A 12,779-nucleotide genomic window follows, 5' to 3' on the forward strand; every position below is an offset into this window, starting at 1 on the left:
TCATGAAGATCATTGCTATTCCTGATGTAACCGAGTCGTATGTTCTGGATAAGTGTATTTCTGGCATAGGTATTAAGGAGTTTCGTGACCGAATTAATGAAGTGTCTACGCATATTATTAGTGACGGGCTGCGATATAAACAAAAAGCCGAGTCAAACGAATTACATACACTAATCCCTGTAAACATTGGTGATGATGAACTAGCTGTAGGAAGAGTTACAAAAAAAGAGCTTACCTCACTCTATACTAATTACTTGGTTGGTAAGACCAAGCCAGGTCGGGAGATATATGATGCGCTAATGATTCGCGCACCCTTGTGTAGATGCCCATTTTGTGGACTAAACCATGTATCTACTCTCGACCATTTTCTTCCTAAAACTAAGTACCCAAGCCTGTCAGTTATACCAACCAACCTTGTTCCATCATGCAAAGATTGCAATACAGGAAAAAGCTCAACGGTAGCTCTAACAGGAAGCTCTCAGCCTTTACATCCTTATTTTGATAGAGAGCCATTTCATACAGAACAGTGGTTATTTGCTAGAATAATTGATAGCCAACCTATTACTGTGGCCTATGAGATATTATCTCCTAGTGGCTGGAGTCCAGAAAATAAAAGCCGTGTTGAGGCTCATTTCAACGAGTTTAAGCTTTATTTGCGTTATTCAATAGAGGCTGCTAGCGAACTAGCATCCCAAGAGTACATATTCAATAAATATATCGAAAGTCGAGAGTACGATTCTCTCTTAAGTGATTTAGAAGAGCGCTATTTTTCTCACGAAAGATTAAATATCAACTCATGGCAAACCGCCCTATATAAAGCTTTACTTGAGTTCTATCGAAGCAAGTTTGAGCCACCCAAGCATACACCTCGTCCAGAAACAGATTCTGAAATAGAATCCTGTCCAAGATGCCTTGGTAAAATTCGATTACTTGGTTCATCATGTGATGCATGCAATGGAGTTGGTATCGCGACTGCTAGTCATTTCACAAGTCTAGGGGACTCAGTTTATGACCCCGTAATATGTGAATGCCCTGATGGCTTTTTGGATTGTCGGATTTGTCATGGCACTGGAAAAGTAGATTTAGAACGAGCCAGAAGCATAGTAATAGAGTAGAGTAGAAGATGAACTTCACCAAGAAGAAATAATTTTGCATAGTTAAGTCTATCCTAATTCTTCTCAAACTAAATATGAGTAGTCGGACATTGTGGCGCTGATACCCAGCTCGACTGAGGTGGTGCATAGAACCGCTCAACTGCTCTGATACAAACAAGCCGATTTTTGCATCATATATCAGGTTAAAGTCTTCAGCACCAGATGAAAGGCGACACGAATCGCCATCAAGATACCCGCCACTCCATGTACACAACACTTTATAGAAATGAGCACCGTTGTTGTTAATATGGAAGATCGTCCATCCATCTGGTGTGTACACACGCCCGTCAGAATTAGTCATCATACGCCTCGCACCCATCCTTTATAAGTAGTAGAAAGAGCACTCATTTGGTAGCCTTTTTATATCTCTACCTTCTTTAAGTTTTCCAGACATTTAACGTGCTTTAACAGCTGTTTCCAAAACTCATGAATCGTTTCTCGTGCATCGTCGACATCAACAAATGAATACGAAATCTGGATTCGAGAAGACTGAAACCGACCACAGCAGGTCTGGTGTACACACAATTGAAATGATAATTGAAGATCAAATAAATCAGATTGCTTGGGCAAGGAGTAAACCAACCTCCGAGTTTGCCCTTGCTGGGAAAAGGCTATTACCAAAGCTAACAATCGAAAATCATACCAATTCGTTACGAGCTGACTTTGGCTGACGTAAAGGCCATATTCATGCATCACAAGTGTTAACTCAATACCGCCATGCACAGAGAGCGTATGTTCAAGGTTTAACACATTTGGTGTATGCATATTGACTGCCTCCAATTGCGATTCTTCAATCTATGAATCTATACTGTATGAAAACACAGTGTAGAGTAAATTCTGAGGTTGCACAGACATGGCTAGATATCACAAGCTGAAAATCAAACTGACTCCACGATACATTGAAGCGCTCCATGAACTGATGGAAGCTGAACTCGAAATGATGAAAGATCAAGATAAAGACTACAGCGAGTGCTGGGCCTGGGGCATCTGCACCGTTGGCAACTTTTCAAAACCTAACCACCTTAATCTTACATTTGGTGATGAGGCCTCCAAGCCGAAAGGTATGAAAAAGAGAACATGCGTCCGGGAAAACTGTTAGTCCCCCTGTCAAAGGAGGGTCAAAGTCAATCGATTCCACAATTATCGAAAAAGTTAACAAAAGTAAACGAGGTTCTCGCATGAAACATATCGTTCTAAACCGAATTAAAACACCAGATGGCACAGTTTTGATCAGCAGGCATCGACACGACTATGTCACTCACATTGATGCAAACGGCGAAACCTACATGGTCGATGGAGGAACTGACTATCTCCGACGAAACGTTAATAACGAACCATTTGAAGAGCAATCCATCTACACTGATGCACCTCACAATGAAATTCGGCAAGGATTTTTCTGGGGTACCAGAGGCAAAGATGGTAATCAACCTGTCGAGTTTAAACCTTTGAAGGAGCTGGATACCGCTCACATTGAGGCTATTATTCAAACACAATCCCACTTACCTAGTTGGAGAATTGAAATTTTCAAAGCTGAATTGGCATTTCGCAAGAAAAACAGCTAGGCGTGACGCCTGATTGTTCACTCAACGTTGTTTAATTATCCTTGTACACCCAGATGTTGTCCCAATAGGCTTTGTTTTGTCCCAAAACAGCGGGTTAAGGGCACAGCAATTTAAACATATAGTGTGCACGCTAAAACTCAATTTAATGCTCCCAGAGGCATTATATTGAGCTCAGCGAATAATTGTGCTTTGTACTCAGTCTGTCTATTTATGCCCATTTACAGCCTATTTACAGGTATCGTAACTCATACTTGGACAGGAACGTATGAGAGCTTTCTCTAATTTAGCAAACCATAAATTATTTAAAGTACGCCTAAATCCACTCTAACTCATTTAAAGCAACCCAAAGAGTATACATATCTTCTGTACGTGAAAACTAAGTATCAAGTACGCACAGAGAAATTCCATTCTGATGGCCAAGCTTCTGAGTTATACTTGAACAATTTTGCATTGAATTTAAGGTCTAATTACCCTTATCTAGTTCTTCCCAGAAGCTCACAAATTGAGCTATATTTAAACGTGATGCGTATGATAGAAAGAATAATTTGAACCTATCATTCATTACCTCAGATCTATCGTAACAAAAAAGATAATTTTTGAGGATTTTTATTAGGCTCATTTCTCCATTGAATTTGAAAGAAGGCTGAATGGTCATGAGTTTTGAGTATATCACATTAGTTGCTTTTAATCTGTAGGCAGTTCTTTTCCAATTGAGCATCTATAGGATGCATACTGTACTACATTGTGATTTGAAGAGAGCAATAAGAAGGTAATTACTTATGTGGAATGAAACCATATTATCTACTGTTTTTTTTGCATTGCTGATTACCTGTAGTATTTCTTATGCCTCTAATATTCCGATTACTGAGTACGAACTAAAGAATTTTTTTTACAATAAATTAGAAAAAGACACATTGGATATGATCTCTAAGGAAGAGTCTTTATCACACATGGAGATTAACACTTATCCTACAAATGACGCTAATAAATTCTTAGTATTCTATCGAGTGAACCACCCCATTTACACAGGAGCAAGTGGTTGCTCTAATTTTGATGTTTATCTTATTGAATTTTATTGGAAGGAAGATCAGCTCAAATTATTAACTAGAGAGTTGAATGAAGAGATTGGTTGCGAATACGCACTTCGAAAAAGCATGACCAATGGTTATCCAGACATTATACTCCAACAAGCACTTATAGGTGCCAGTAATGATGGTTATGAGATAGTTAAGTTTTATTTTGGACAGTACAGAGTCATGGAGAGCCATAATTTTTATGGTGATGAAACTTTTATTAGAATATCTCAATTTGATGGAGCTGATATTGAGTACTCTATCGAAGGAGAATCATACCTAGTGAAAGAATCACTCTCAGGTAAGTATATATCAAGTAAAACACCAGCAGAAATTGATAGTGGATCAAAACAAGCAATAACACAATCACAGTGCAATATCCAAATTATAGGAAACAACAGTTCAGCATCTGTTAACTGTGAGAATATACGAACAGCAGATGCCATTAAATCAATTTCCTCTGCATGTGCAAAAATATTGGAAATCATTCCACAACTAACCAACAATACAGAAATACTAGCACAGACAAAATCATCATATAAAATAAGGGTAGATGCAAACGCCAATAATATATCACAATATGTTGAGTGCTTGAATAAGTTGATATCCACTTCAACTTCGAAGGTATTAGCCTACAATGGAACAATCAAAAAAAATTCTAGCAATCCTTTTTCTGAGATTTTACAGCTTACAGTTGCAAACCCTGAAACAACAACTATTAATGATATACTAATTACTGTTAACTCTCTGAAATCATCAAGTTTTCATTCACTTTCATTTGATAGCAAGAAATGTAGAGTTAAATCAAGCAATCCTATGATTTTATCTGTAGCATGTAAATCACTAAAATCAGGAGAGGTGTTAACAATAAATATTTCAGGCAAGACCAATGAGAAAATATCAGCTAAGGTTCACTATCGAGCCACTGATTTTTCTGAAATAGTTAATTATTCAAGTAATTAGGATTGTATATATAACACATTAACATCAATACTTATTAACCTTGATATCTATTTTATTATCATTACCTTTAACCTGAGCGCCACCAGTAGAGTTTTTCATTTCCTGAATGGTGGTATCTGTATTACTATTTTCAATGATTATCTGTCTACGATTACCATCTAGAGATTTAATATGTTTTTCTAATTCTTTAATTTCTTCATTAGTAAGGATGCCAGACTTAATCTCCCACACCCTACTTGATTCTCCATCAATATCCTTAATGTCTCCGCCATTTATTATTTCCGTACTTTCACCCTTCTCATCTGACAACCATTCATTTACCTTGGAAACGAATACTTTCGCTAATTCTTTCGATGAATCCCTGGAAAATTCAGTAAGTGACTCTTGTAGTATCATTGACAAAACATTTGTCCATGCAGCATGAGCTAATGGTACAACAATAAATAAATGCAAAGAAAAAAATATCGGCAAAATTCTAATCAGTTTATTCACAACTTACCCCTTTCTCCACTTAGACTTATGAGCATTAAATTAGTATAGCTCAACAAATACAAATGATAGTATATTGAATATGCTTGAGGAAACGATGACTGGCCATTTTTTGGTTTGAGGTAAGTATTATTTTTCTCAATGGCAGAGTTAACTTAATGGCCTGGCATTAGGAAATGGGCTCTTCTCCGCTTACATGAGCTTGATATTTGGATAAAAAGTTGAATGGGTTTCGAGGAGTGATGTTTGTCTGATCTTTAATTTGAAGTAGTCAGTATCTCGTATTCCTCTGGCTCTTCGTCTCAGTACCAATCGAGACATTGCCTGCTTCTACACGAGCGTTTGTTAGCTTGTATTTCGCGTAATTACAGATGCCGACTTTTCTTTCCAACAGAGCGTCGGCGAAGCTGCACAAAGACAGTATTCGAGTTGATTTGGCGAGACGGCACCAAGCTTCAACAGCATGAACCATAGACTCGTAGCAGCTCTCATCCCAAATAGCTTGAAGCTGCTCTTTCAACATATAAATGATGCAAAGTGTCTTGTTGCTTTCGAGAAGATCATCGAGTCTATCGGACTGCCTGTCATCTAATTTGTGGGCGTTATTGAGCAATAGAAAGAGCGTCCCTTTGAGCATTTTTTTCTCCTGATGAGAGCCATTTCGGAAGGCTTTATTTCGCTCTTTTCTCATTAACAGGTGGTAGTTTTGCATTACGTGAAATCGGTCGAAAACGATATCAGCGTTGGGAAGCATTTTCCTTACTGCAGACTGGTAAGGTTGTCCCATATCCATTGAGACGGCCTTGATCCCTTCTCTGGTCGGCAAGGATAACTGCGAAAAGAAAGCGATAAGAACCTCAGCCCTTCTTCCATGGCCAACCCAAATTAAATGGCCTGATATCAGGTCATAAACCACGGTCATATAGTCATGTCCTTTAGCTCGGGCTACCTCATCAACGCCTATATGGATGAGGTCGGTGAGCTTTTCTGGCTCTAGTGCTGGTAACGTCGAAAGTAGAAACGTCTTACCAATGTTTTTCACTGTCTCCCAACGAATACCCAGATGCTTAGAGACAGCGTGAATGCTCATATATCGGCACAAGCCACTTATGAACTGGCAAAACCAAGCAGTGTAACGGCCACCTTTAGCAACATAATCCGTAGATTCGATCAGTCTCCGACCAAACTTATCTCGAGTCTGAGCTAGTTCAATTTCAATAGTACAGGCGCGACCACTGACGGGGAGATCATACAGGCGTCGACGTACATAGTGGTCGACGGTGCATGGCGTTCCTGTTTCTGGCTCTACGACCTTATACCGTCTGTCACGACGACATCTCACAAGAACAGATTGGGTATCTTTTTCTATAGAAACGGATTGAACACATTGGCCTTTAAAGCTAAATAGAGCAGATGATAATGATGACAAGGTACAGCACTGACTTACAAGTAAAACAAACATTATAAATCAATACTTTATCATTGGTTATCTTGCTTAGGCCGACTCATGTAAGCGGAGAAGAGCCGGAAATGTATCTCAAATCTCTGTATCGTGATCCGTACTAAGTTATTGCGTTAACTTTAAAGGGGCATTAGCTTGTTAGAGCAATCTGTCAGTTCACACTATTAGACTAATTAGCGTGTAAACACACAAAACAGAATATCCTACGCTGTATTTCAAGATAGCCTCTCTTATTTACAGCGAGGTTCAAACTTTAGATTACGTGCCTGTACATAAGAAACATTTCACATATAATCAATCCCTTATGTATACATTCGTTTTGGGGAGGCTGGATGCTTTCTAGTTCTCAAAGGATTGGACTCAGGTTCTGTATAGACAGTGATGGTCGTCTTATAGATTCGCGGACGTCCGAAGAATTAAATGCGATGTGCCGCACTTGTGGTACACCTGTTATGAGGCATTCTCCTAACCAGTTTTTTCAACATGCAGACAAGCAATGTGAAGGCTCACTCTTTTCTGAATTACTTGAAAGGCTCTCTTCAACCTTTATTGAGATTGGACATATTTCATTGCCCATAACATTCGATAACAGTGAGAGCACGGCACAAGATGTGATAGCTGCAGAAGTAAACTATGAACACAGCGTGATACCTATTCTGGCGTTAACACTGACAGGCGGGCAGCTCATCTATCTCAGTCTACGAACCGAAGATTATGTCCTTAGTCACCATCAACTTAAGGCTCTTCGGGAATCGTTTCAAAGTGTCATTGAAATGGATATATCAACACTGACTCTTCCATCCTCAGGTCTTACTGCCTATCTTCGTACTCAAGTTGTAAGTGAATCATTCATCAATCGATGCACATGGTTGGCATTGTCACCACTTGCTCCCCTAACACGTACTATCGCAACGTTAGAAGCTAACACGCTTTCTAAGCAAAAAAAGCAAGCGGAAAAGGAGCTATCATCTGTACAAAAGCACTTGCAAGAAGCCCAAACAGAACTCAGATTTTCAGCGGAAATTTTAGATAAGGTTGCTCTTTATAAATCTGCAGAGGCTTTAAAAAATGAACGTACTCACTTAATCCAGCAAGTAAACAACCTGACTGAAAAAAAAAGTCAACTCGAGTCACAAATTAAAAATGGCGCTTATAGTCACGAGGCTAATCAATTAGCGAGCCAAGTCGAAACGTTAAGAGAACAATTTCGCTCTGGTCGTAGGCATGTCCGCGAAATAGAAAGCGAGATCGACTTTGCGAGAAAAAACCTAAGCAGTGTAGAAAACCAAGCAATTAAGAAGCGCCAAGAACTCGAGTCACTTGATAAAAAGCTATCTGAAGTGAATTGGATGACAGGTTTTCTGAGCCATATCAATATGACATTTGAAGATTTTCAGTCCGTTGCCGCAAAAGTTGATCATGCCTTTAATCAACTCGAGACTCTTGAAAAGCGGATAAAGAGTAAAAATTCTAACTTAGTCGATTTAGATGAACAGCTGAGCAGTAAGAGTAAAGTGTTAAGTGAAGCGAAGAGCACGGTTGATTTCTACTCGAAACAGAAGTTTGCACTCTTTCGTGAAGTTAATCAGCTTAGAGAACAACTCGCTGAAGTTAAAGGTGGTGATTAAATGAAGGCTCATCACGATAGACTCATTACCAAAGTCTACGATCCTATGGTGCGCGATTTTATTAATGTCGCGAAGCAATTAGATGGTATTGATGGAGGTGAATTCTTCCGGCGTCGCAGGCAGATAGAAGAAGGCACTCGCACCTATCTATGCTCAGTCTGTTACCAGCCTCTCGTACTTCGAGGAACTCCCTCTCGTGTGATTTATCACTACAGTCATCGCTTATCAAGTGAAGACTGCCCATTGCAAGAAAAATACAAGCTAAAGGCCGAAGAAGTTCTCGCCATGAAGTTTAACGGGCAGAAGGAAGGCGCTCCCCACAGAAACGCAAAAGGATTCATCTATGATGCAATTGTTGCTGATAGCCATAAGCGTTTTTCTGAAGCCAGAATGGAGCCGACTTTTCGAGATAAGGCCCCTAATAATGTAATGACTAAAGCATGGCGGAGGCCCGACGTATCAACTCTGTATACTGTCGATGGTAAAACGCGAAACGTGGTTTTTGAGCTTCAAATGAGTTCGACTTTCATCAGTGTTATTGTCGCCCGTGAAGAGTTTTTCCAGCGTAATAACACTTTTGTTGTTTGGGTTCTTCTTGAGTTTGATGGTCAAAGGTACACAGACCTCGATATCGCATATGGGAACAGGGTTAACGTTTTTGTTTTGAGTGATGATGCAAAAAACTTAACACACGAAACAGGCGAACTTTGGTTTGAGGTACACTGGCGAGAACCCGAACTTGTTGGTAATGAAATTCAGTACGATTGGAAGAGCGAGTTAATTCCCTTCTCTAAGCTAATTTTCCACGATTACTATATGAAAGCTTACTTCAATGATGTCGAGACAAAAGAAGGTGAACTCAAAGCCAAGCTACAAGATAAAAAACGCGATCACTATGAGGAGTATTGCTCTTTCTGTCGAGAATCAACTCCAAGCAAACATGTTGCAAACTCAAAACTATGCTCGAACTGTATGTCACCCAAATAGGTGCAACCCACAGAGAAAGGGCTAGTCTATGCTTATTCATATTACCACTTATATGCCAACAGAACGCTATACCAAAGACACCTAAACCGTTTCATTGCTAAAAATCGACTCCATCCATTTCGGTAATAGGCAAGCTCTCCTCATTAGTATTTACTTATGCCGTGCGTTGGTAATGCTGAGTCGATATTAATCAGGCTCCATACTGGCCAGTATTCAATCAACAATTAGAAAAACATCGCACCAGCCATAGCTAACTCTATTTTGGACAGAAACGTGTCAGTGAGTTTGCTAGTTTAGCATTTCACCGATAATCCCAAGTATTGTGGTGCACTACCAAGCTGGCATAGTGCATTCAACACCTTTGGTCAAATGCACTATGCTGTTACACAGCGTAAAAGTATAAAACCTCATGTGGCTATAAGAAGCATTTTTATTTCATTCGTTACAGAGTAATTTAACCTATCATCGCAGAAATCACGTTAACTAACTTTTTGACTTTAAACGTACTAAAATCAAGTGTATGCCAACCTTCACTCTCAAGCTGCTCTGCATTTTCCTCGCTTAGTCCATTCTCAGTATAAATAGCAACTTTTGTATCTAACCAAGCAAACTCCAACTCACCTACGACTTCATCATCTAAAGTTATTTCATAACCCCAAACTGGTAATGCTAAATCTTTTTCAATCGCTTTTTTCGCAAATTCAATAATGACAGCGTCATCCGATAATTCTATGATTTCATCCCATGATTTTTTCATTTCTGATAAATCTAATCCTAGGATTTTCTCTTTGATTAACATATCTATTTCGGATGAGTCAATGGCACCTTTTCTGTCACGAGAAATAATGAGTTGCTCAGCAAAACCATTATCAACATACCACTGCTGCTTACTTTCCCACTTGGCTAGGTAATCTGGCTTTTCAAGCTGCGTATTCCGGCCCATGCTGAACACTCATTCCGGTTCAATGTGAACACCTATTCTTGTTTAACGTGAACACCCACTCCGGGTTTAATGTGAACACTTTCACCCACATTTCCGGAATCACTGTTCACGTTTCTCCGGAATCTCTTTCAACGTATTGATCTTCAACTTATTTGGTAACCTGTTTCCTTTTTTGGAGCAGGACTATGCCAGCAAAGAGGATTGCAATGCGTAAAATTCGAGACGTACTCAGGCTTAAACTGGACGCAAAATTGTCTATCCGACAAATCAGCGCTAGTACGAAAGTCAGCGTCGGCGCCATCCAGAAGCTGCTCCATAAAACAGAGGCCCTGAATCTGAGTTGGCCACTCCCTGATTCATTAACTGATGAGCAACTGGCAAAGTTGTTTTACCCGACCGCCGACACAAAGGCATCTGCTCGGTATCAAATACCTGACTGGGCTGATGTACACCAGGAGCTGAAACGCAAAGGGATGACAAAACAACTGCTGTGGGAGGAATATACCCAGCAATACCCCAATCGGTGCTACAGCTACTCTCAGTACTGTGACCGCTACCTTCACTGGAATAAGCAGCAGAAACGTTCAATGAGACAGCTGCACAAGGCTGGGGAAAAATGTTTTATCGACTACTGCGGCCAAACTGTTCCCATCGTCAGCCACAGTACTGGTGAAATCCGTCATGCCCAGGTATTCGTCGCTGTTCTGGGGGCATCGAACTATACCTATGCTGAAGCGACAGAATCACAGTCATTGCCCGACTGGCTGCAAAGCCATGTGCGGATGTTCGAGTTCTTCGGCGGTACGCCGGAGATGCTTATCCCTGATAACCTGCGCAGTGGCGTCAGTAAAGCCTGCCGTTACGATCCGGAACTCAATCCCAGTTACCAGCAGCTTGCAGAGCATTACCAACTGGCAGTCATGCCAGCACGTCCTTATAAGCCCAAAGACAAAGCAAAAGCGGAGGTGGGCGTGCAAATCGTCGAACGCTGGATCCTGGCACGACTGCGTCATCACAGCTTCTTCTCGTTGGCTGAAGTGAACCAATGTATCTGTGCGTTACTTGAAGAACTGAACCAAAAACCTTTTAAGCAGTTGCCGGGAAATCGTAAAGAAGCCTTCGATAAGTTAGATCGCCCAGCACTCAAGTCCTTACCTCTCCATCCTTATCGTTATGTTGCCATCAAAAAGGTAAAAGTTAACATCGACTATCACATCCAGTATGAACAGCATTACTACTCAGTCCCGCATCAGTATGTCGGTGAGAAACTGGAACTGCATGCTGGTGATCAGTTAGTCCAGCTCTATTATCGGCAACAGCTCATTGCTTCCCATCCCCGCAAGCGCTATCCCGGTATGACGACAGATGAAGCTCATATGCCTAAACGCCATCAGAAACATCAGCAATGGACACCTGGGCGCCTGAAACAATGGGCCAGTTCTATCGGGCCCGATACGCTGAAATGGGTGAGCCAGCGTATGGAAGAAAAAGCACACCCAGAACAGGCTTATCGCTTGTGTCTGGGGCTGCTCAGCCTGAGCCGTCAATACCCTGCACAAAGGCTTAATGGCAGTTGCAAGATAGCCAATCAAGAAGGACTGACGAAGCTCAAGCAAATTAAGTCAATCCTAACCAGCAACCGTGATCAGTTACCCGAGCCGGAGGAAGGAACCACTCGCTTATCTCAAGACCACGAAAATATCCGCGGGCCGCATACCTTCCACTAGGAGAATGACATGACACAACAAACTCTGACCCGACTAAGAGAACTGAAACTCAGTGGGATGGCTACGGCACTGGAACGACAGCAAGATCAGCCTGGTACGTATGGAGAACTGTCGTTCATCGAGCGGCTCAGCCTGTTGGTTGAACAAGAGCAGTCAGTCCGTGAGCAACGTAAGCATGACAGGCTGATCCGACAAGCAAACTTCAAATTAAATGCCACGGTGCAGGAAGTCGACTACCAGCATCCGCGCAACATTGAGCGCTTCCGGATCGCCAGGTTAGCGCAACGCGACTGGCTTGACCAAGCGCAGAATCTTCTAATCACAGGGCCCTGTGGTAGCGGAAAGACTTATCTCGGATGTGCACTTGGGCACAACGCTTGCCTACAGGGATACAGCGTCCGTTATTACCGAACGTCAAGATTACTGCTAGCACTGACCCAGTCGAAAGCCGATGGCACGTATCACAAGCTACTGGTTCAACTGGCAAAGATACGCTTGTTAGTCTTGGATGACTGGGGGCTAGAGCCATTAAAAGCGGCTCACCGAAACGATCTAATGGAAATCATGGATGATCGTTATGGGCAGACGTCAACGATGCTAATCAGTCAGTTACCGACTGATCAATGGTACACGCAGATAGGCGATAATACATTGGCTGACGCCATCTTAGATCGTCTTATGCACAATGCTCACAGGCTACAACTGAAAGGAGAATCTATGAGAAAAAAGCTGGGAACGTTGACGGAAGATGAACACATAAGCTAAAAATTACTCTTGGTGATACGTTGAAA

The 12,779-nt window shown here is 41.2% G+C and carries 10 protein-coding genes and 1 pseudogene; 8 read left to right on the top strand and 3 right to left on the bottom strand.

The genetic code is table 11. The features are described 5' to 3' along the window. Positions 1-2: 2 nt before the first annotated feature. The 4 genes from C9I89_RS04120 to C9I89_RS04145 all read left to right on the top strand — a co-directional run bounded on the left by C9I89_RS04120 (position 3) and on the right by C9I89_RS04145 (position 4,752). Complete coding sequence (locus C9I89_RS04120; RefSeq protein ID WP_107282091.1) at positions 3-1,115, top strand: HNH endonuclease; 1,113 nt, start codon at positions 3-5, stop codon at positions 1,113-1,115. 892 nt (positions 1,116-2,007) lie between these two features. After that, positions 2,008-2,253, top strand: a complete 246-nt coding sequence (locus tag C9I89_RS04130; protein ID WP_107282093.1) for a hypothetical protein — start codon at positions 2,008-2,010, stop codon at positions 2,251-2,253. Positions 2,254-2,332: 79 nt separating this feature from the next. After that, positions 2,333-2,716, top strand: coding sequence for a hypothetical protein (locus tag C9I89_RS04135; RefSeq protein ID WP_107282094.1), 384 nt, complete (start codon positions 2,333-2,335; stop codon positions 2,714-2,716). A gap of 779 nt (positions 2,717-3,495) precedes the next feature. After that, positions 3,496-4,752, top strand: a complete 1,257-nt coding sequence (locus C9I89_RS04145) for a hypothetical protein (protein WP_107282096.1) — start codon at positions 3,496-3,498, stop codon at positions 4,750-4,752. A 24-nt stretch (positions 4,753-4,776) separates the two neighbouring features. Here C9I89_RS04145 and C9I89_RS04150 read toward each other — a convergent pair whose 3' ends face one another. Both C9I89_RS04150 and C9I89_RS04155 read right to left on the bottom strand, forming a co-directional pair. After that, the gene (locus tag C9I89_RS04150) at positions 4,777-5,244 is read right to left on the bottom strand and encodes a hypothetical protein (RefSeq protein WP_107282097.1); all 468 of its coding nucleotides are present in this window, start codon (positions 5,242-5,244) and stop codon (positions 4,777-4,779) included. A gap of 189 nt (positions 5,245-5,433) precedes the next feature. Then, positions 5,434-6,670: pseudogene (locus C9I89_RS04155) on the bottom strand (ISL3 family transposase). Between the two features lie 365 nt (positions 6,671-7,035). Between C9I89_RS04155 and C9I89_RS04160 the strand changes: the two are divergent. After that, entirely contained in the window at positions 7,036-8,331 is a 1,296-nt protein-coding gene (locus C9I89_RS04160; protein WP_107282098.1) for a hypothetical protein, read from the top strand. Further along, the gene (locus tag C9I89_RS04165) at positions 8,332-9,318 is read left to right on the top strand and encodes a DUF6035 family protein (RefSeq protein WP_107282099.1); all 987 of its coding nucleotides are present in this window, start codon (positions 8,332-8,334) and stop codon (positions 9,316-9,318) included. It begins immediately after the preceding gene. A gap of 454 nt (positions 9,319-9,772) precedes the next feature. Here C9I89_RS04165 and C9I89_RS04170 read toward each other — a convergent pair whose 3' ends face one another. Further along, positions 9,773-10,261, bottom strand: a complete 489-nt coding sequence (locus C9I89_RS04170; RefSeq protein WP_107282100.1) for a hypothetical protein — start codon at positions 10,259-10,261, stop codon at positions 9,773-9,775. 185 nt (positions 10,262-10,446) lie between these two features. Between C9I89_RS04170 and istA the strand changes: the two genes are divergently transcribed. Next, positions 10,447-11,988, top strand: a complete 1,542-nt coding sequence (istA, locus tag C9I89_RS04175; protein WP_107282101.1) for an IS21 family transposase — start codon at positions 10,447-10,449, stop codon at positions 11,986-11,988. Between the two features lie 9 nt (positions 11,989-11,997). After that, the gene (gene istB, locus C9I89_RS04180; protein ID WP_107282102.1) at positions 11,998-12,753 is read left to right on the top strand and encodes an IS21-like element helper ATPase IstB; all 756 of its coding nucleotides are present in this window, start codon (positions 11,998-12,000) and stop codon (positions 12,751-12,753) included. The last annotated feature ends 26 nt before the right edge of the window (positions 12,754-12,779 follow it).

Source organism: Photobacterium lipolyticum (assembly GCF_003026475.1).
Lineage (GTDB): Bacteria > Pseudomonadota > Gammaproteobacteria > Enterobacterales > Vibrionaceae > Photobacterium > Photobacterium lipolyticum.

Excerpts from the sequence above, each read along its gene's own strand:
- C9I89_RS04120 (WP_107282091.1), top strand. The coding sequence starts at position 3 with ATGAAGATCATTGCTATTCCTGATGTAACCGAGTCGTATGTTCTGGAT.
- C9I89_RS04130 (WP_107282093.1), top strand. The coding sequence starts at position 2,008 with ATGGCTAGATATCACAAGCTGAAAATCAAACTGACTCCACGATACATT.
- C9I89_RS04135 (WP_107282094.1), top strand. The coding sequence starts at position 2,333 with ATGAAACATATCGTTCTAAACCGAATTAAAACACCAGATGGCACAGTT.
- C9I89_RS04145 (WP_107282096.1), top strand. The coding sequence starts at position 3,496 with ATGTGGAATGAAACCATATTATCTACTGTTTTTTTTGCATTGCTGATT.
- C9I89_RS04160 (WP_107282098.1), top strand. The coding sequence starts at position 7,036 with ATGCTTTCTAGTTCTCAAAGGATTGGACTCAGGTTCTGTATAGACAGT.
- C9I89_RS04165 (WP_107282099.1), top strand. The coding sequence starts at position 8,332 with ATGAAGGCTCATCACGATAGACTCATTACCAAAGTCTACGATCCTATG.
- C9I89_RS04170 (WP_107282100.1), bottom strand. The coding sequence starts at position 10,261 with ATGGGCCGGAATACGCAGCTTGAAAAGCCAGATTACCTAGCCAAGTGG.
- istA (WP_107282101.1), top strand. The coding sequence starts at position 10,447 with ATGCCAGCAAAGAGGATTGCAATGCGTAAAATTCGAGACGTACTCAGG.
- istB (WP_107282102.1), top strand. The coding sequence starts at position 11,998 with ATGACACAACAAACTCTGACCCGACTAAGAGAACTGAAACTCAGTGGG.